We start from the raw sequence: 20137 nt of genomic DNA, 5'->3' as shown, positions 1-20137 counted from the left end.
TTAGACTAAAGTCATAATCCGAAAGCATCTCTCTTGTTCGTCCGTGATTTCTGCCAGTCTGTGCCCAACCCGTAACCGCGACAATTCGACCCGGAGGAGAGTTGTGTCGGCGGTCCTGGGGGGCCCTTTTTGGTTTGGAGGAACTACAATGGCAAATGTTGCAATCGAGGCCGGCGCGTCTCGTGGCATGACTGCCGAAGAGCGGAAAGTCATTTTCGCTTCATCGCTCGGCACTGTTTTCGAATGGTATGATTTCTATCTTTACGGGTCTCTGGCGCTCTATATCGGCGCCACCTTCTTCTCGCAGTACCCGGAAACCACGCGCAATATCTTCACCCTGCTCGCCTTTGCAGCGGGCTTCCTGGTGCGCCCGTTCGGCGCGCTGGTCTTCGGCCGTCTCGGCGACCTTGTCGGCCGCAAATATACCTTCCTCGTCACCATCCTGATCATGGGCGCCTCGACCTTCTTGGTCGGTATCTTGCCCGGGTCAGCCTCGATCGGCATTGCTGCCCCGATCATCCTGATCGTTCTGCGCATGCTGCAGGGTCTCGCTCTCGGCGGTGAATACGGTGGTGCTGCGACCTATGTGGCGGAACATGCCCCGCATGGCCGTCGCGGGTTCTACACGTCCTGGATCCAGACCACGGCAACGCTTGGTCTGTTCCTGTCGCTGATGATCATTCTCGGCGTTCAGACGCTGCTCGGCAAGGAAGACTTCGCTGCCTGGGGCTGGCGCATTCCGTTCCTGCTGTCGGCGGTTCTGCTCGGCGTGTCGGTCTGGATCCGCATGCAGATGAACGAATCGCCTGCGTTCCAGAAGATGAAGGCGGAAGGCACCCAGTCGAAGGCGCCGATCTCGGAAGCTTTCGGCCAGTGGAAAAACGCCAAGGTCGCACTGCTCGCCCTGTTCGGTGCCGTCGCCGGTCAGGCCGTCGTCTGGTACACCGGTCAGTTCTACGCGCTGTTCTTCCTGCAGAACGTTCTGAAGGTCGATGCCCAGGCTACCAACATCATGGTCGCGATCTCGCTCGCCATCGGCACGATGTTCTTCGTCGTGTTCGGCTGGCTCTCCGACAAGATCGGCCGCAAGCCTATCATCATGGTCGGCCTCGTACTTGCCATGCTGACCTACTTCCCGCTGTTCAAGGCACTGACTTGGGCCGGTAACCCTGCCCTGGCTCAGGCGCAGGATACCATTCGTGCCACGGTCACTGCCGACCCGGCGAACTGCACGTTCCAGTTCAACCCGACCGGCACGGCGAAGTTCACCACGTCCTGCGATATCGCGACCGCCTTCCTGACCCGCAACTCCGTTCCCTATGACGTGGTTCCTGGCCCGGCCGGCTCTATCGCGACCATCCAGATCGGCGACAAGATGATCGAAGGTTTCGATGCGATTGCCGCCGGTGACAAGGCCAAGGGTCTGGAAGCCGGCATGCAGAAGGCGGTCAACCTGGCTCTGCAGGCCAACGGTTATCCGCTGGTTCGCGCAGCCGCCAAGGTTCCGGACAGCAAGCTTGATGCCTTCGTAGCCGCCAATCCGGAACTTGCCCTTGATGCCGCTGCCATTCGCGCCGGCGAAAAGGTCATGGTACCGGCGGCCGATCTCGTGACGCAGAAGTTGCTGACGGCCGAAGAAGCCGCCGCCGCTCCTGAAATGGCTGTCTTCTCGGTTCCGAACGCCGGTGCCTTCACTATGGTCGCCGACCCGGACGCCGTGAACTGGACGCGGGTTATCGCCATCCTGACGATCCTGGTGATCTACGTGACCATGGTCTATGGCCCGATCGCCGCCATGCTCGTCGAGATGTTCCCGACCCGCATTCGCTATACCGGCATGTCGCTGCCCTACCATATCGGCAACGGCTGGTTTGGCGGTCTTCTGCCGGCAACGGCCTTTGCCATGAGCGCGGCCGCTGGCGATATCTACTACGGTCTCTGGTATCCGATCGTCATTGCCGGCATCACCCTGGTGATCGGCATGTTCTTCCTGAAGGAAACCAAGGACAACGATATCCACGCCTGAGGGTGTGACCGTCATCCATCGAAAGGTGGCTCGATCAGGAGGGACCCGGCTTCATTCGCCGGGTCCTTTTGTTTTCGGGATATGTGTCCTGTCACTGTGACAAGTGGCATATTGCGACAGGTTTCATGCCATGGAAGAAGAAGCCAGACTCAAAGGAGCTTTGTTTATGGCTTTCGACATCCGTGATGCGAACCTGGCCGATATTGCCGCAATCACCGCGATCTATGGCGAAGCGGTAAACCATGGCAGCGCAAGCTATGAACTTGCGGCCCCGGACACGGCTGAGATGGCCCGGCGCTACCAGGCGATCGTCGACAAGGGCTATCCCTATATCGTGGCGGTGTCCCGGGACGCGACATTGCTTGGTTATGCCTATGCATCGGCTTTCCGCGCGAGGCCCGCCTATCGGTGGCTTGTCGAGGATTCGATCTATCTTGCGCCCGAGGCGCGCGGCATGGGGATCGGCAAGGCCCTGCTCAACGAACTGGTCCTTCGCTGTACATCGCTTGGTTTCCGCCAGATGGTCGGAGTCGTAGGCGGTGCCAGTCCGGCGTCGATTGCCGTCCATCGCAGTTGTGGCTTTGAACACGCCGGCCGCTTCACCGGGACGGGGTTCAAGCATGGCACCTGGTTGGATACCGTCTTCATGCAACGTCCGCTGGGCGATGGAAATGCTACCCCGCCTGATCTCGGTGCATATCCCGGCTCGATGATATAGAGGCATCCTGAACACAGGTTTGTCGGCGGTCCGCCCACAGGGGAATGGGAACCGGTAAGCAGGATCTCAGTCGATCGCTTTCAGGCCTTTGTCGAACACCTTCAAGACCGCCTTCAGATCATGGCCGCGTTTGAGAATGCGACCATCTGCACCGACGACGGAGAAAGCACCCTGCTTGGCAGCGAGTTTGGGGTTCTTTTCGATGCGGTAGAGCGGATATTCACCGGATCGCTTGAACACCGAGAAGACGGCCTTGTCCCTGAGGTGGTCGATGGCATAGTCGCGCCACTCACCCTCGCCGACCATGCGTCCATAGATCCACAGGATGGCGTCGAGTTCTCGTCGGTGGAAGGTCACGGGAAGAGGGTCGACCGCCTGACGATAGGTCCCCAAATCCACCACACTTGCGAGCCTTTGATCCGCGCCATCGGTATCCTGGCGCTGCCCTTCCGGCTGGTCGGTCATCAATGCTCCTCGAGCTCTCATTCATGACGGATGAGTGACAGTGTGCCTGACATGGGCGAAAATGCAAGCATTTCAGGCGGTGTGGCGGCAGGGGGCCAGACCGATCACACGCTGCGCAGCTTGCCACGGGCACTGAATTCACCGAGCAGCAAGTCGCGCAGGCGCGCGGCGATCGGAGACAGGCGTTTGCCGGCGACGGTGATCAGGTGATAGGGCATGACCACGATCGGTGTTTCGAGCTTCAACGAATACAAACCCGCTGCCGCCGTCTGACGACAGAGAAGGTCGGAGACCTCGCGCGACATCGGCGCGATGGCATTGGACGCAGCCAGCATGGCGATCATGACCAGAAGCGAGGTGGTGTTGACGATGTTGGAGGGTATGGGCGCGCCCTGTTCGACGAAGACGCTTTCCACGGCCTGGCGCAAGGGCGCACCCGGCGCCTGCATGACCCAGGGAAAATGTGCCATGTCGGCCACGGTCAGTAGATCGACATTGACCAGCGGATGGCTTTGATGGACCACGAGCTCCACCTCCTCCATCATACCGCCTTCGAGATTGAACTGTCGCGCATCGACGCCGCTCGGTATGCGTCCGAGGACAAAATCATACTGGCCGGACAGCAGATCGCGGATCAATTCGCCGCTCGAGGCCACGTCGACATAGAGATCGGCGGTTTCTGCTTCGCCCTTAAGCTGCTGGATAGCCGGAACGACGTAACCGACCGCGCCACCGGTGACGGCACCAACGCGGACCTTGCCGGTCAGGCCGCGTCGTATGGCTTCGATCTCGCGCGCTGCCTCGCGCATTTCCTGAAGCACGTTCTGGGCGCGACGCGCAAGCGCGCTTCCCACGGCGGTCGGTTCCATGCCCTTCGGCGTACGCGTGAAGATCGGCGATCCGACATCGCGCTCGATTTCGCTCAGCATGCGCGAAGCCGCCGGTTGTGTCAGCGCAAGGGCTTGAGCCGCAAGGCTGAGCTGGCCAAGTTCCGAGATGGAGCGGATCAGGCTCAAATGTTTGGGTTGCAAACGATCAATACGTGCTTCAGACATAAACAACATATCAACCACGATATGCACAAAGTCAAAATAATCATTTGATCGATATGTGGCACGCGATAAGACTCGCGACGGAGCTGGGGTCCGCCGCGTCGGTCACCCGTCCATGATTTCAGCGTGGCCAGGAGGACTTGGTCGCGCACGGTATGACCAGGGAGGTTACCATGAAGAAATTAGGCACTCTGATTGCGTCTGTCGCAATCGGTATCGCATCTTTTGCACCTATCACTTTTGCACAGGACAAGGGCACCGTCGGCATCTCGATGCCTACCAAGACCTCGACCCGTTGGATTTCCGACGGCGAGACCATGGAAAAGCTGTTCAAGGAAGCCGGCTACACGGCCGACCTGCAGTTTGCTGACGACGATATCCCGAACCAGCTCGCTCAGATCGAAAACATGGTCACCAAGGGTGCCAAGGTTCTCGTTATCGGCGCTATCGACGGCACCACGCTGTCGGACATCCTGCAGAAGGCCGCTGATGCTGGCGTCAAGGTTATCGCCTATGACCGCCTGATCCGCGACTCCGGCAATGTCGACTACTACGCAACCTTCGACAACTTCCAGGTTGGCGTTCTGCAGGCTACTTCGCTCGTCGAAGGCCTGAAGCTTGACGCTGCGACCGAAGCCAAGAATGTCGAGCTGTTCGGTGGTTCGCCGGACGACAACAACGCCTTCTTCTTCTACGATGGCGCAATGTCGGTTCTGCAGCCGCTGATCGACTCGGGCAAGATCGTGGTGAAGTCCGGCCAGATGGGCATGGACCAGGTTGGTACCCTGCGTTGGGACGGCACTGTCGCCCAGGCTCGCATGGAAAACCTGCTTTCCTCGACCTACACCGATGCCAAGGTTGACGGCGTTCTGTCGCCTTACGATGGTCTGTCCATCGGCATCATCTCCGCTCTGAAGGGCGTTGGCTACGGTTCCGGCGACATGCCGATGCCGGTCGTCACCGGTCAGGACGCCGAACTGCCGTCGGTCAAGTCGATCCTCGCTGACGAACAGTACTCGACCGTGTTCAAGGACACGCGCGAACTGGCCAAGGTCACCGTCTCGATGGTTGATTCCATCATGGGTGGCAAGGAACCGGAAGTAAACGACACCAAGACCTACAACAATGGTGTCAAGGTTATTCCGTCCTACCTGCTGAAGCCGGTTGCCGTCGACAAGACCAACATCAAGGATGTCATGGTCACCTCCGGCTACTACACTGCCGAGCAGATCGACAACTAATCGTTCTGATACATGCGGGTCCGCGACCACGTCGCGGACCCTTTTTCTTTCGCATTGAGGGAGCTCGCGCCGCCGACCTGACGTGATCGTCGTCGAGCAGGCGCTGGAATCTGCACATGGACAACATCATTCTCGAGATGCGTGGCATCACCAAGACGTTCCCGGGCGTCAAGGCGCTGAACAACGTCAGTTTCAAGGTGCGCGAAGGAGAGATCCACGCGCTGGTCGGCGAAAACGGAGCCGGCAAGTCTACGCTCATGAAGGTACTCAGCGGCGTTTACCCCGCGGGAACCTACGAAGGCGATATCCATTTTGATGGAGAGGTTCGCCGTTTTTCCACGATCTCCGACAGCGAGCATCTGGGCATCATCATCATCCACCAGGAACTGGCGCTCGTGCCGCTTCTGTCGATTGCCGAAAACATCTTCCTCGGCAATGAAGTCGCCACCAATGGCGTGATCAAATGGCCCGAGACCTTCGCGCGCACCAAGACGCTGCTGGAGAAAGTCGGGCTGAAGGATTCGCCGAGCACACGCATCACCGATATCGGCGTCGGCAAGCAGCAGCTGGTTGAAATTGCCAAGGCGCTGTCGAAGAAGGTGCGCCTGCTCATTCTCGACGAGCCGACCGCATCGCTCAACGAAACGGATTCGGACGCGCTGCTCACCCTGCTGATGGAATTCCGCAAGCAGGGCATGACCTCGATCATCATCTCGCACAAGCTGAACGAGATCCGAAAGGTTGCCGACCAGATCACCATCCTGCGCGATGGCGGCACGGTCGAGACGCTCGACTGTCACACCCAGGATATCGGCGAGGACCGGATCATCAAGGGCATGGTCGGTCGCGACATGGAAGATCGCTATCCACCGCGCACGCCGAACATCGGCAAGACGCTGCTTGAAGTGAAGAACTGGAACGTCTTCCACCAGAACCATCGCGATCGCCAGTTCCTGCACGACGTCAATTTCACGGTGCGTGCAGGTGAAGTCGTTGGTATCGCGGGCCTGATGGGTGCCGGTCGTACCGAAACCGCCATGAGCATTTTCGGCAAGGCCTGGGGCCACAAGATTACCGGCGATGTCTCGATGCATGGCAAGCCGGTCGATGTCAGCACGATCCCGAAGGCAATTGCCGCCGGGCTGGCTTACGTCACCGAAGACCGCAAGCATCTCGGCCTGGTGTTGAACAACAACATCAAGGACAACACGACACTCGCCAACCTCAACGCGGTGTCATCCGCCGGCGTGATCGACGAACACAAGGAAGCGCAGGTCGCTTCCGACTACCGGCAGAAGCTGCGTATCCGTTCACATTCGATCTATCAGGAGGCCGTCAACCTGTCGGGCGGCAACCAGCAGAAGGTCGTTCTGTCGAAGTGGCTGTTCACCAATCCCGAGGTTCTGATCCTCGATGAACCGACCCGCGGCATCGACGTTGGCGCGAAATTCGAAATCTACACTATCATCAACCAGCTTGCCGCCGAAGGTAAGGGTATCCTGATGATCTCATCGGAAATGCCCGAGCTGCTCGGCACCTGCGACCGCATCTATGTGATGAACGAGGGACGCATCGTTGCCGAGCTTTCGAAGGAAGAGGCAAGTCAGGAGTCCATCATGCGTGCCATCATGCGCTCTGGGGAGAAACACTAATGGCTATCGAGACAAAAACCGAAACCCCCAAAGTTTCCGTTGGTGACTACCTGCGCAAGAACATCCGTGAATACGGCCTTCTGCTGGCGCTCGTTGTCATCATGCTGTTCTTCCAGGTGGTGACAAACGGCGTTCTTCTGCGTCCGCTCAACATTACCAACCTGATCCTGCAGAACTCCTTCATCGTCATCATGGCGCTGGGCATGCTGTTGATCATCGTGGCGGGTCATATCGACCTGTCGGTCGGCTCGATCGTGGCGCTTGTCGGCGCTCTTTCGGCGATCATGCTGGTCAAACTGGGCATTCCTTACATCATCGTCATTCCGCTGTGTCTGGTTCTTGGCGGCTTGATCGGTGCTGCCCAGGGCTACTGGGTCGCCTATCAGAAGATCCCGGCGTTCATCGTCACGCTGGCCGGCATGCTTGTGTTCCGCGGCGTGACCTATCTTGTCCTGCAGAACCGTCCGATCGGCCCGTTCCCGAAGGACTTCCAGATCCTCTCGACCGGCTTCATTCCCGATGTGCTGTGGTTCCTGTCGACCGATCCGGCAACCGACGTGATCAAGAACTGGACGGCGCTGGTCGTCGTGCTGATCGCGGTTGCCTGGATGATCTACAACGGCTTCCGTTCGCGCAAGATCAACGAACAGCATGGTTCCGAGAACGAACCCTTCGTATTCTTCTTCCTGCAGATCGCGGTGACCGCCGTGGTTGCGATCTTCATCGGCTACCAGCTTGCGACCTATAAGGGCCTGCCGAACGTGCTGGTCATCATGGCCGTGCTGATCGCGGTCTATACCTTCATCACCACACGTTCGACCGTTGGTCGCCGCATCTTCGCGCTGGGTGGCAACGAGAAGGCTGCCAAGCTGTCGGGTATCAACACCGAACGGCTGACCTTCTACACCTTCGTCAACATGGGCGTGCTTGCTGCGCTCGCCGGCATGATCATCGCCGCCCGTCTGAACTCGGCAACGCCGAAGGCCGGTGTCGGCTTCGAACTTGACGTTATTGCGGCCTGCTTCATCGGCGGTGCCTCGGCGTCCGGCGGCGTTGGCAAGATCACCGGTGCCGTCATCGGCGCCTTCATCATGGGTGTGATGAACAACGGCATGTCGATCATGGGTCTCGGCATCGACTACCAGCAGCTGGTCAAGGGCCTGGTGCTGCTCGCAGCCGTCTACTTCGACGTCTACAACAAGAACAAAGCAGTCTAAGGATAAGGCTTATGTTTCTCTCGCAATTGAAGACTGGCGGCGTCATTTGCCGCCAGGGTGACGCTGCACGCCTGGTTCCTGGCTTTCAGTCCACCTATGAACTCGCCAAGGCGGCCATCGCTGCCAAGGTTTCCGTCGCCGCGCTGATCGAGCGCCAGGGCCTCGGCGATGCCGTGGATATCGTCGCGCTCGCAGCCGCCGGCAAGCTGGATTGTCCGGTTCGTCATCCGGATGCGGCCCATATGTACCTGACCGGTACCGGCCTCACCCACACCGGATCCGCCTCGGCGCGCGACAGCATGCATGCCGATACGGTTGGCATGAGCGATTCGATGAAGATGTTCCGCATGGGCATCGAGGGCGGCAAGCCCGCGCCCGGCGAAAACGGCGTTCAGCCGGAATGGTTCTACAAGGGCAACGGCTTCAATGCGGTCGCCCATGGCGACGACCTGATTTCGCCGTCCTTTGCCCTTGATGGTGGCGAAGAACCGGAAATGGCCGGCTTCTACATCATCGGTGACGATGGCGTGGCCTACCGCCTCGGCTTTTCCGTTGCCAACGAGTTTTCCGATCATGTGACGGAAAAGATCAACTACCTCTACCTTGCCCATTCCAAGCTGCGGCCCGCGTCGTTCAGCCCGGAGCTTCTGGTCGGCGCCCTGCCCGATCACGTCGAAGGCATGTCTCGCATTCTGCGCGACGGCAAGACTGTGTGGGAAAAGCCTTTCCTCTCTGGGGAAGCCAACATGTCACACACGATCGCAAACCTGGAATATCACCATTTCAAGTATGCGCTGTTCTGCCAGCCCGGCGACCTGCATGTTCACATGTATGGCACTGCAACGCTCTCCGTCGCCGACGGCTTTGTCACGCGGGAAGGCGATGTATTCGAGATCGACGCTCCGCAATTCGGCCTTCCGCTGCGCAACAAGCTTGTCGTTGCCGCGAAGGAAACGGTTGCCATCCAGATGCTCTGAGCCTTGCTGGCGCGATTCGCGCCGGGCTCCCAGATAGAGACAGAGAAACGTCATGAGCAATTTCAAGCCAGCGGCATGGCCGCGCCAACTCAGGTCACAGCATTGGTATGGCGGGACGTCCCGCGATACCATCTATCACCGTGGCTGGATGAAGAACCAGGGTTACCCGCACGACCTGTTCGACGGTCGTCCGGTGATCGGCATCATGAACACCTGGTCCGATCTTACGCCTTGCAACGGCCATCTGCGCGAACTCGCGGAAAAGGTGAAGGCAGGCATCTGGGAAGCCGGTGGTTTCCCGGTCGAAGTCCCGGTTTTCTCCGCGTCGGAAAACACCTTCCGGCCGACCGCGATGATGTACCGCAACCTTGCGGCGCTCGCCGTCGAGGAAGCCATGCGCGGCCAGCCGATCGACGGCGCCGTGCTGCTGGTTGGCTGTGACAAGACAACGCCATCGCTGTTGATGGGCGCCGCCTCGACCGACATCCCGACCATCATGGTCACCGGCGGCCCGATGCTGAACGGCTACTTCCGCGGCGAACGCGTCGGTTCCGGAACGCATCTGTGGAAATTCTCCGAAGCCGTTAAGGCGGGCGAGATGACACAGGAAGAATTCCTGGAAGCCGAAGCCTCGATGTCGCGCTCGACCGGCACCTGCAACACGATGGGTACCGCCTCGACCATGGCGTCGATGATCGAATCGCTCGGCATGGCGCTTTCGGGCAATGCCGCGATCCCGGCCGTCGACAGCCGTCGCCGCGTGATGGCGCAGCTGTCCGGTCGCCGCATCGTGCAGATGGTCAAGGATGACCTGAAGCCTTCCGACATCCTGACCAAGGAAGCTTTCGAGAACGCGATCCGCACCAATGGCGCGATTGGCGGCTCGACCAATGCCGTAGTGCATCTTCTTGCCATGGCAGGCCGTGTCGGCATCGATCTGACGCTCGACGACTGGGATCGCTGTGGACGCGACATTCCGACGATCGTCAACCTGATGCCGTCGGGCAAGTATCTGATGGAAGAATTCTTCTACGCCGGCGGTCTGCCGGTCGTTCTGCAACGTCTCGGCGAAGCCGGCAAGTTGCACAAGGATGCGCTGACCGTTTCCGGCACGACGATCTGGGAAGAGGTCAAGGACGTTCGCAACTGGAATGAGGATGTTATCCTGCCGGTTGAAAACGCCCTGACCCAGCAGGGCGGCATCGCGGTCCTGCGTGGCAATCTCGCGCCGAAGGGCTGCGTGCTGAAGCCGTCGGCAGCCTCCGAGCACCTGTTGAAGCATCGCGGACGTGCGGTCGTTTTCGAAGACATCGACGACTACAAGGCGAAGATCAACGACGAGGCGCTCGATATCGACGAAACCTGCGTCATGGTTCTGAAGAACTGTGGCCCGCGCGGTTATCCGGGCATGGCCGAAGTCGGCAACATGGGCCTGCCGCCGAAGGTTCTGCGCAAGGGCATCACCGACATGGTGCGTATTTCGGACGCCCGCATGTCCGGTACGGCCTATGGCACGGTTCTGTTGCACACATCGCCGGAAGCGGCTCGCGGCGGTCCGCTGGCGATCGTGCGCAACGGTGACTTCATCGAGATCGATGTCGAAGCCCGTCGCGTTCACCTCGACATTTCGGAAGAGGAAATGCAGCGCCGCCTCGCCGACTGGCGTCCGTCTGTGGAGCCGCCGACCAGCGGTTATGCCCGCATGTTCCACGACCATGTCGAAGGAGCCGATACCGGCGCCGACTTCGACTTCCTCAAGGGTTGTCGCGGTTCTGCTGTCGGCAAGGACTCGCATTGATCTCTTGAACCGAGCTCTGAAGCGCGCCTCTCCGGCGCGCTTCATTCCATTGAACTTTACAGGATGAGCAGGCTATGACCTCTTCTCAGAAGATTGCGCTGGCATTGGCCGGCGTTGGCAAGATCGCCCGCGACCAGCACATTCCCTCGGTTGAAAACGGCGGCGATTTCACCATCAAGGCTGCCATCAGCCGCAACGGCAAGATCGACAGCGCCGAAAATTTCGAGAGCTACGAGAAGTTCCTTGAGGCCCGTGGCGATATTCGTGCGATCTCGCTGTGCACGCCACCGGAAGTTCGCTTCGACATGGCCAAGAAGGCGATTGCCGAGGGTCTTGATGTCCTGCTGGAAAAGCCGCCGGCGGCGACGATCGGTGAAGCGCAGGCGCTGGCCGAACTCGCCCATGCCTCCGGCGTCACCCTGTTTGCCACCTGGCATTCCCGCTTTGCCAATGGCGTCGAGCCGGCGCGCGAATGGCTGCTGGGCAAGACGATCGCCAAGATCGAGATCACCTGGAAAGAAGACGTGCGTCGCTGGCATCCGGGTCAGGCATGGATCTGGGAAGCCGGCGGATTCGGTGTGTTCGATCCGGGCATCAATGCCCTGTCTATCCTGACCGCGATCATCCCCGGCCAGACCATTGTCGAAAAGGCCTTGCTGTCGTTCCCGGAAAACCGCCAGCAGCCGATTGCGGCCAGCCTTGTGATGAAGAGTGCTGCCGGCGCACCGATCACCGCCGAATTCGATTGGCGCCAGGAAGGCCCGCAGACCTGGGATATCGTCGTGGAGACGGATCAGGGCACCTTGCGCCTCGCAAAAGGCGGCGCCGAACTCTATATAGATGACAAGCAGGCTATCGAAGGTCCGGACCGGGAATATGCCCGCATCTATGACCGATTTGCCGACCTCATCCGCACTCGCCAGAGCGACGCGGATTTCCAACCTCTCCGGCTCGTCGCTGACGCCTTCCTTACAGGCGAACGCCGTATCGTCGAGCCCTTCGTCGAATAATTTCGACACATATTGAAAGGATTGCCCAATGACGCTGAACCTGACCGGAAAGCACCTGATCGCCGGCGAATGGGTTGAAGGCTCTGGAACCTTTGCCTCCAATCCCGCATCTGGCGAGAGCCACACTTTCTCGCTCGGATCTACCGCGCTGGTTGATCGTGCAATGAAGGCGGCTGAAGAGGCTTTTGTCTGCTATGGTTATTCTTCCCGCGAAGAACGCGCCAAGTTCCTCGAAGCGATTGCCGAGGAAATCGATGCGCGTGGAGATGCGATCACCCAGATCGGCAGCCAGGAAACCGGCCTGCCGGAAGCCCGTCTGATCGGCGAACGCGGCCGCACGACCGGTCAGCTGAAGCTGTTTGCCGAACATATCCGCAAGGGCGACTATCTCGACCGCCGCTTTGACGCCGCACTTCCTGATCGCCAGCCGCTGCCGCGCCCGGATATCCGCCTGATGCAGCGTCCGATCGGTCCGGTCGGCGTGTTCGGCGCGTCCAACTTCCCGCTCGCCTTTTCGACCGCCGGCGGCGATACCGCTTCGGCGCTGGCTGCCGGTTGCCCGGTTGTCGTCAAGGGTCATGAAGCCCATCCCGGCACGGCGGAAATCGTCGGCCAGGCCATCGATGCGGCGATCAAGCGCACCGGTGTGCATCCGGGCGTGTTTTCGCTCGTCCAGGGCGGCAACCGCGAAACCGGCGAGGCGATCTGCCTGCATCCTTTGACCCGCGCCGTGGGCTTTACCGGCTCGCTCGGTGGCGGTCGCGCGCTGTTCGACCTCTGCGTCCGTCGTCCTGAGCCGATCCCGTTCTTCGGCGAACTCGGCTCGGTCAACCCGATGTTCCTGCTGCCGGCAGCAGTTGCTGCGCGCGGCGAAGCGCTGGCCAAGGGCTGGGCCGGTTCGCTGACCATGGGTGCCGGCCAGTTCTGCACCAATCCGGGCATCGCGATCATCGAGGAAGGCTCAGAAGCCGACGCGTTCCTTGAAACCGCCAAGACCGCGCTTGCCGCCACCAATGCCCAGACCATGCTGACCGACGGCATTGCCAATGCCTACCGCGCCGGCGCGGACCGCATTGCCGGTACCGAAGGCGTGCAGGCGGTTCTGACCTCGACCTGCGACCTGCGCAATGCAAAGCCGTATCTGTTTGCCACCACCGGTGAAAACTGGCTCGGCAATCATGTGCTTGGCGAAGAAGTGTTCGGTCCGCTCGGCATCCTCGTCACCGTCAAGGACAAGGCCGAGATGGTCAAGATTGCCGAGAGCTTCGTCGGCCAGTTGACCACCACGCTGCACATGGATGATGCCGACGTACCGACCGCACAGGCCTTGCTGCCGATCCTCGAGCGCAAGTCGGGCCGCGTTCTGGCCAACGGCTTCCCGACCGGCGTCGAAGTCTGCGATGCCATGGTTCACGGCGGTCCTTATCCGGCTACCACCAATTTCGGTGCAACCTCGGTCGGTACCATGGCTATCCGCCGCTTCCTGCGTCCGGTGAGCTACCAGAACATTCCGGCGGCTCTGCTGCCTGAAGATCTGCGCTGAGACCGCACCATGGCTGGTAGAGCTTTCGCAGCACTGGTCGATTGGGGCACAAGCAACTTCCGCATCTGGCTGGTCGACAGCCAGGGCGAGGTTCTGGCCGAACGGCAATCGGCCGAAGGCATGGGAAGTCTGGATCGCTCCAGCTACCCTGCCGTGCTCGAAAGCCATCTGGCAGCCTTCGGAGCATCACCCGACCTGCCCGTGGTTGTTGCCGGCATGGCCGGTGCGCGGACTGGATGGCGTGAAGCACCGTATGTCGAAACGCCGGCGCCTCTGGTCGGCCTGTTCCAGCATGCGGTGATACCGGACGGCGCCAGCCGCCCGGTCTATATCCTGCCCGGCGTCTGCCAGCGCAAGATTGGTGCCTTCGACGTGATGCGCGGTGAAGAAACCCAGTTGGCTGGTGCCCTGGAACAGGGGCTCGACAATGCGCTGATCTGCCTGCCGGGAACCCATTCCAAATGGGCACTGGTCGAAGGCGGTCATATCAGCCGTTTCACCACGGTGATGACCGGTGAACTCTACAATCTCATCAGCCGGCAATCGATCCTGCGCCTGTCCATTCCGGAAGACGGCGATGCCGAAGCCGATCTGGATATCTTCGACCAGGCAGTCGACCAGGCACTCCAGCCCGGCTTTGCCCTGACGTCGCGGCTGTTTTCCATTCGCGCCGAAGGTCTTCTGTCGGCGGGTGGAAACACCGGTCCTGCGGCGCGTCTTTCTGGCCTGCTGATCGGTTCGGAGATCGCGGCAATCGCCGATGACCTCAAGCGCCATGGCAAGGCCTATCTGATCGGCACCGGCAAGCTGACGCGTCTCTATGCGCGGGCCATCGCCCGGGCCGGTGACGAGGCTGTCATGCTGGATGGCGGCCTTCTGGTACGCCGTGGCCTGCTTGCCTCCGCCCTTTCTCTTTTCGACCATGAATTCAAGGAATAGCTCCATGACCGCTTCCGTCGTTGCCTGGCCAGCCCTTCAACGCAATCTCGTCGCTATTTTGCGCGGGATCACGCCGGACGCCATTGAGGCGGCTGTCGAAGCGCTTGTCGAGGCCGGCTTCGAAGCAATCGAAGTGCCGCTGAATTCGCCGGATGCCTTCGTCTCGATCGAGAAGGCGCGCCGGCTTGCGCCGGCAAATTGCCTGATCGGTGCCGGCACCGTGCTTGAAGTTTCCCAGGTCGACCGGCTGAAGGATGTCGGTGGCAACCTGCTCGTGACGCCGAATGTCGAGCCGGATGTCATCCGCCGCGCCGTATACCACGGCATGGTCACCATGCCGGGCGTGTTCACCGCAACGGAAGCCCTGCTGGCGGCGAAGTCAGGCGCCGCTGCCCTGAAGTTCTTCCCGGCCAGCGCGCTTGGCCCATCGGGCATTGCCGGTATCAAGGCGATCCTGCCGCCTAATTTGCCGATCGGTGCCGTTGGCGGCGTGTCAGACAGCAATTTCGCCGATTACTGGAAGGTCGGCGTGCGCGCCTTCGGTCTTGGCACAAGCCTGTACAAGCCGGGCGATGCTGCCGCTCTGATCGCCGAGCGGGCGATCAAGTCCGTGGCTGCCTACGACGCCCTGTCGGCCTGATCGCCGAGATCGCTGCCGGATAAAAGTCACCGCCATCAGCAGATTTAAAGTTGACTCTTTTTGTTTGGTAATTAGCTTGCGCCAATGATTTGACGCAAGTCGGCCCCGTGGGGCCGGCCGAATGAATGGAGACATTGTTGTCATGCCTAGCCCGGAAGCGGTCAGCCGGCAGATATCAGGCCCAGATTGCCATCGGGGTCAAATGATCCCAGCAACGGTGCGCCCACTGTGATCGGCGTGCAGGGGCCTGTTGCGGTCAAGGGCGAGCTTGCGGCCTCTGAGCCGAAGGATCTTGGCAGTCTTCTCCGCACGGTGGTCGGAGCGCGCTATGCCTATGCCTCAGGCTACTTCCATTTCATCCAGCCGGCCAATACCGAAAGCATCGCCTGCGCCGATCTGCTTGATCAAGGTCGGTTCAATGCCGTCATCGATCGCTACGCTGGCCAATTTCCCGAGGGCACGGATCGCCGGGCGTTGGTCTCGCTCTGGTCGCTCTATTATCTCAGTGCGCTCGGCATGGGCGCTGCGATCGCATGGCTGGAACTACGCCGGACCTTGCCATTGGCTCTGGATGAACTGACGGTGCTGATCGATCCGGTGACGGGCGCGCCGAAGGGTTTTCTACTCGCAGACTGCGGCACCGTTTCCTGTCGCAGCAACAACGGCGTCCGCATCCACGACGCACTGCGCCCGGTCATCCGAGACCACCTCGAGCCATGGATCAGCGCTGCGGCCGCACATTCCGGGCTCGGCAAAAAGGTTCTGTGGACCAGCGCCGCCGGCTATTTCGACTGGATGATCCGGGAAATCGGCCGGCTGGGCAGCAAGGCGCTGGAGATCGAGGCGCTGCCCCTGATCGAAGACGCTTCATGGCCGGATGGCTGGCGTAACCCGCTTTATCGCACGCTCCGTTTTGAACCCGGCCCGGATGGTTCGGTCATCAGCCAGCGCCGCATCTGCTGCCTGCGTTATGCGGTCCCCGGCGTCGGCGGCTGCGGCAATATCTGCCCGGTGGCCGAGGGCCGTTGCGGGCTGTAGGTTTCCTGACACAGCGCCATATCGCTCCAGCGTCCGGGCATTGTGATGCCGCAACCCCTAGGCTTTGCGTCGCATCAGGATGATCAGGAACGGCGCTCCGATCAGGGCCGACACCAGACCTGCAGGGACCTCATAGGGAAAGAGCAGCGTCCGACCGATCCAGTCCGCCAGAACCATCAAGCCGCCACCGGTAAGGCTTCCGATCACCAACTGGCTCGTTGCGCGTCGCGCGCCGAATTCCCGTGCCAGATGCGGCGCCATCAGGCCGACGAAGGTGAGCGGGCCGACGCTGAGCGTGGCAGCGGCGCTGAGAAGGCCGGCCAGCAGCAGCAATGCCAGTCTTGCAGCTTTTGTCGGCACGCCAAGGGAGCCTGCCGGGCGCTGTCCCAGCGGCAGCAGATCGAGCCAGCGCCTGAGCAGCAGGCTTGCTGCGACCAGAAGGATGGCGAGGCCAAACACCGTGACCGCGATCTGCTGGTTGACGTTGTAGGTCGAGCCGCTCATCCAGCGCATCAGGAAGACCGTGCGCGGATCGCCGGTCGCGCCCAGTATGCCGACGACGGCGTCTGCCATGGCTGACAGGGCAATGCCGGCCAGCAGCACGCGTTCCGGCGCCAGACCCGAGCGCGCGGCGAGCAGGAAGATCAGCGCCAGAACCGATAGCGCGCCAATCGCGGCATAGCCGAGCTGGCCGGTAAGGCTTGGAACTGCAACAAAGAATACGGCGATGGTGATGCCGAGCGTGGCGCCGGCGCTGATGCCGAGCACTTCGGGACTGGCCATCTCATTGCCCGTCAGGCGCTGCAGGATGGTGCCGGCGGCAGCCAGCATGGCCCCGGAGGCAAAGGCGGCGACCAGCCGAGGCCAGCGCAGCGGCAGAATGCTGTGCCAGAGATCCTGTGAGACAATCGTCCAGTCTCCATTGGTGGCGCGGCCGATGAAAATCGCACCGACCAGAATTGCCAGGCAGCCAAGGCCAGCGAACCAAAGTCCGAAGCGTATCGATATCAGGCTCGAGCCCGACAATCGGGGTTGTTCGATGATCCGGTTGCGGATCTTCAGACGTGGCAACATGGCAAGCAGCAGAGGCGAACCAAAGACGGCGGTAACCGCCCCTGTCGGCAGCATGTCCGACCAGGCGCCGGCGAGGTTCATCAGGGCGCTGTCGGCGAAAAACAGCAGGCTCGCGCCGATCACGGTCGACCAGGCAAGCAGAGCGGCCGGGCGCCGGGCGCCGGCGAGCCGGGCCAATGTCGGGGCCACCAGGCCGATAAAGCCGATGACGCCGACGGCACTGGTGACAAAGGCTGCCAGCATGACCGCCAGCGTCACGGCGATGAAGCGTAGGCGGGCAGGTTTCAGGCCGACGGAGGCTGCACCGGCCTCGCCCAGTTCGATCAGCCCCAGTGGCCGGATGATCAGGGCGGCCATGGTGCCGATGACGAGCAGTTTGAGTGCCAGCGAGATCGACGTATCCCAGCTTTGCTGGGACAGCGAACCGGCACCCCAGATATAGAGGCTGACCAGATAGCGCTCGTTGAGCAGCGTCAGGATCGCGGCAAGTCCGCCGCACCAGAGACTGACGACGAGGCCCGCCATGACTAGCGAGAAGGGCGAAAATCCGCGTCTTGCACCGAGCAGGAAGACAAGGCCGGCTGCGGCGGAACTGCCGACAAGAGCGGCCAGATCACGCCCCACACCAAGCAATGCCGGGAAAAACAGCATGGTCAGGACCAGCGCCAGATTGGCGCCGGCCGATATGCCGAGCGTGGTCGGCGAGGCTAGCGGATTGCGCAGAACCTGCTGGAACAAGGCGCCTGACAGCGAGAGCGCCGCGCCGCACAGCAGTGCCGTCGCCATGCGCGGCAGGGTGGAATAGACGAGAACCATCCAGCGAATGGCGTAGTCGGGTGCCGTGGATGCGAGCTGTAACGTCGGGGCAATCTGCATCCATGCGAGCATCGATGCCATGCCGAGCAGAAGCAGCGTGACGAGCAGCGGAAGAAGGTTGGAGCGGCTGATCATGCGCTGGCCTCTGCATAGTCGGTCATGATCCGGGCAAAGCGCATGGCGTCATTCAGCATGCCAAACATCAGCGACCCGGGCAAAACGGTCAGATGGCCGCGCCGGGCGAATGGCAGGGTCTGCCATAGCGGGCTTCGCTCAAGGATCGGCATGACGTCGGGCAGCAAGGGATCGAAGGCAATCAGGCGCGCCTCGGGATCGGTGATTGTCGCCAGATTTTCGATCGGGATCGTCTCGAATCCCCAGAAATTGCCCTCTGCGGTCCAAGCGTTTTTCATGCCGATGCGCGTCAGGACATTGGCGTAGAGGCCCGGCGAGGTGTAAATGCGCACATGGCGCGGATCCATGAAATAAACCATCGCCACCGGCTGAGATCCGACCTTGGCGATCCGCTCGCGGCAGGTGTCGAAAAGCGTGTCGGCCTCAAGGATAAACTGCTCGGCCTCGGCGCTGCGGCCAAGGGCCACGCCGAGCTTGCGGGTTGCAGCGACCGCCTTTGGCAGCACGTCGCCACCGTCGGCGGTATAGACGTCGAGTTGCAGGACAGGCGCTATCTCCTGCAGCCTTGGCGTCAGGGCTCCGCCATAGGGCGTGTTCAGGATCAGATCCGGTTGCAGCTCCGAGATGATCTCGAAATTGACCTCCCAGGGAGAGCCGAGATCGGCAACTTCCGGCGGCAGGGGCGGTTCGATCACCCATCTGTCCCAGTCGGCGCTGGCGGCAATGGCCTTGGGCACCACGCCGAGTGCCATGGCCGTAGAGGCAAGGCCGTAATCGAGACTGATGATTCGTTGCGGAGCCTGGGAACCGATGGCAAGGCGCGGTGCCAGCAAGCTGGTGGCAAGTCCGGTGAGCAACTGGCGACGACCAAAGGGCAGGGCGGTAATCGGGTGCATCGTTTCAGCGGACATAGGCGATCGGCACATTGAGGGAGGGGTGCGGGGTCACGTCCATGTCGATACCGTAGATCTGGCGCAAGGTCGGCGCTTGAAGGATGTCGGCCGGCGTGCCGCTGGCCACGACTTCGCCGTTCTTCAGGGCATGAATGCGGTCAGAAAAGCGCGCTGCCATGTTGATGTCATGCAGGACGATCACCACGCTCAGGCCGCGATCCGCCGATAGCCGGCGCACAAGCGAGAGAACTTCGATCTGGTGGGCGATGTCCAAGGCCGAAGTCGGCTCGTCCAGCAGCAGGCATTCGGTATCCTGGGCCATCAGCATTGCGATCCAGGCACGCTGGCGCTCACCGCCGGACAGTGTCTCGATAGCACGATCTGCCAGCGGCTCGATATGGGTCAGCGCCAGGGCATCCTCGACCTTTCGCTTGTCGATGTCGCTGAAACGACCGAGTGCGCCATGCCAGGGATAGCGGCCGCAGGCAACGAGTTCGCGCACGGTCATGCCGCTGCCGGCGCCGAGATCCTGCTGCAGATAGCCGACTTTGCGGGCAAAATCCCGCGAGGAAAAGCCGTCGAGCTCTTGGCCCGCGCACAGCGCCCTTCCAGCCGTCGCCTTGTTCTGCCGTGCGAGGATCTTGAGAAGCGAGGACTTGCCGGAGCCGTTGTGGCCGACCAGGCTGGTGATTTCGCCACGACCGAAGTCGAGCGACACCTGTTTCAGGATTTGTCGTGCATCAATCGTCAGGCCAATCTCGTGGGCTGAAAATGCTGCCGGTTGGTCTGCTGCTGGACGGTTCATCGACCGTTCTCCCTTGAGACGTGACAGGTGTTGAGGTCGGACTACTAAATATGATAAATGTCTTCAAGTATTGTTTTTCGCATGTGTTCGCCCATTCG

At 61.0% G+C, this 20137-nt stretch carries 17 protein-coding genes; 12 read left to right on the top strand and 5 right to left on the bottom strand.

Annotated features, from left to right (window positions below; all coding sequences use genetic code 11):
- Window positions 1-148: 148 nt before the first annotated feature.
- Together GVK95_RS21740 and GVK95_RS21735 are read left to right on the top strand one after the other, a co-directional pair.
- Window positions 149-2026 (top strand): MFS transporter, encoded by a 1878-nt coding sequence (locus GVK95_RS21740; RefSeq protein ID WP_159952783.1) that lies wholly within the window; start codon window positions 149-151, stop codon window positions 2024-2026.
- A gap of 166 nt (window positions 2027-2192) precedes the next feature.
- Complete coding sequence (locus GVK95_RS21735) at window positions 2193-2744, top strand: GNAT family N-acetyltransferase (protein ID WP_159952782.1); 552 nt, start codon at window positions 2193-2195, stop codon at window positions 2742-2744.
- 66 nt (window positions 2745-2810) lie between these two features.
- Here GVK95_RS21735 and GVK95_RS21730 read toward each other — a convergent pair whose 3' ends face one another.
- Together GVK95_RS21730 and GVK95_RS21725 are read right to left on the bottom strand one after the other, a co-directional pair.
- Window positions 2811-3209, bottom strand: coding sequence for a DUF2794 domain-containing protein (locus tag GVK95_RS21730; RefSeq protein ID WP_159952781.1), 399 nt, complete (start codon window positions 3207-3209; stop codon window positions 2811-2813).
- A gap of 104 nt (window positions 3210-3313) precedes the next feature.
- Window positions 3314-4264 carry a LysR family transcriptional regulator gene (locus GVK95_RS21725; protein ID WP_244618860.1) on the bottom strand — a complete coding sequence of 317 codons (951 nt, stop codon included), beginning with the start codon at window positions 4262-4264 and terminating at the stop codon, window positions 3314-3316.
- Between the two features lie 170 nt (window positions 4265-4434).
- On the opposite strand from GVK95_RS21725, the gene chvE reads away from it, so the two are divergent.
- The 10 genes from chvE (at window position 4435) to fhuF (ending at window position 16316) form a co-directional block, all read left to right on the top strand.
- The gene (chvE, locus tag GVK95_RS21720) at window positions 4435-5502 is read left to right on the top strand and encodes a multiple monosaccharide ABC transporter substrate-binding protein (protein ID WP_159952779.1); all 1068 of its coding nucleotides are present in this window, start codon (window positions 4435-4437) and stop codon (window positions 5500-5502) included.
- A 116-nt stretch (window positions 5503-5618) separates the two neighbouring features.
- The gene (mmsA, locus tag GVK95_RS21715; RefSeq protein WP_159952778.1) at window positions 5619-7154 is read left to right on the top strand and encodes a multiple monosaccharide ABC transporter ATP-binding protein; all 1536 of its coding nucleotides are present in this window, start codon (window positions 5619-5621) and stop codon (window positions 7152-7154) included.
- A complete protein-coding gene (gene mmsB / locus GVK95_RS21710) occupies window positions 7154-8371 on the top strand; it encodes a multiple monosaccharide ABC transporter permease (RefSeq protein WP_159952777.1) in 1218 nt (405 codons plus the stop codon). The genes mmsA and mmsB overlap by 1 nt, the downstream gene beginning before the upstream one ends.
- Before the next feature lie 11 nt (window positions 8372-8382).
- Window positions 8383-9348, top strand: coding sequence for an AraD1 family protein (gene araD1 / locus GVK95_RS21705; RefSeq protein ID WP_007605585.1), 966 nt, complete (start codon window positions 8383-8385; stop codon window positions 9346-9348).
- A 52-nt stretch (window positions 9349-9400) separates the two neighbouring features.
- Window positions 9401-11146, top strand: coding sequence for an L-arabinonate dehydratase (gene araD / locus GVK95_RS21700; RefSeq protein WP_007605583.1), 1746 nt, complete (start codon window positions 9401-9403; stop codon window positions 11144-11146).
- Between the two features lie 74 nt (window positions 11147-11220).
- Window positions 11221-12156, top strand: a complete 936-nt coding sequence (locus GVK95_RS21695) for a Gfo/Idh/MocA family oxidoreductase (RefSeq protein WP_159952776.1) — start codon at window positions 11221-11223, stop codon at window positions 12154-12156.
- 28 nt (window positions 12157-12184) lie between these two features.
- Complete coding sequence (locus tag GVK95_RS21690) at window positions 12185-13699, top strand: aldehyde dehydrogenase (NADP(+)) (RefSeq protein WP_159952775.1); 1515 nt, start codon at window positions 12185-12187, stop codon at window positions 13697-13699.
- Window positions 13700-13708: 9 nt separating this feature from the next.
- Window positions 13709-14638, top strand: coding sequence for a 2-dehydro-3-deoxygalactonokinase (locus tag GVK95_RS21685; RefSeq protein ID WP_159952774.1), 930 nt, complete (start codon window positions 13709-13711; stop codon window positions 14636-14638).
- Between the two features lie 4 nt (window positions 14639-14642).
- Window positions 14643-15278 carry a 2-dehydro-3-deoxy-6-phosphogalactonate aldolase gene (locus GVK95_RS21680; RefSeq protein WP_159952773.1) on the top strand — a complete coding sequence of 212 codons (636 nt, stop codon included), beginning with the start codon at window positions 14643-14645 and terminating at the stop codon, window positions 15276-15278.
- 228 nt (window positions 15279-15506) lie between these two features.
- A complete protein-coding gene (gene fhuF / locus GVK95_RS21675; protein ID WP_159952772.1) occupies window positions 15507-16316 on the top strand; it encodes a siderophore-iron reductase FhuF in 810 nt (269 codons plus the stop codon).
- A gap of 57 nt (window positions 16317-16373) precedes the next feature.
- Here fhuF and fhuB read toward each other — a convergent pair whose 3' ends face one another.
- From fhuB to GVK95_RS21660, 3 genes are read right to left on the bottom strand one after another with little or no spacing between them, the layout of a single operon-like run.
- Window positions 16374-18341: a Fe(3+)-hydroxamate ABC transporter permease FhuB gene (fhuB, locus tag GVK95_RS21670; RefSeq protein ID WP_159952771.1), complete on the bottom strand. Its 1968-nt coding sequence runs from the start codon at window positions 18339-18341 to the stop codon at window positions 16374-16376.
- A complete protein-coding gene (locus GVK95_RS21665; protein WP_244618859.1) occupies window positions 18338-19252 on the bottom strand; it encodes an ABC transporter substrate-binding protein in 915 nt (304 codons plus the stop codon). Before GVK95_RS21665 ends, fhuB begins: the two co-directional genes overlap by 4 nt.
- Window positions 19242-20039: an ATP-binding cassette domain-containing protein gene (locus GVK95_RS21660; RefSeq protein WP_159952770.1), complete on the bottom strand. Its 798-nt coding sequence runs from the start codon at window positions 20037-20039 to the stop codon at window positions 19242-19244. Before GVK95_RS21660 ends, GVK95_RS21665 begins: the two co-directional genes overlap by 11 nt.
- Between the last annotated feature and the right edge of the window lie 98 nt (window positions 20040-20137).

The organism is Rhizobium sp. 18065 (assembly GCF_902706095.1).
Classification (GTDB): Bacteria; Pseudomonadota; Alphaproteobacteria; order Rhizobiales; family Rhizobiaceae; genus Allorhizobium.
Note: the sequence above shows the minus strand (reverse complement) of the source record. Positions and strands in the feature narration are given on the sequence as shown.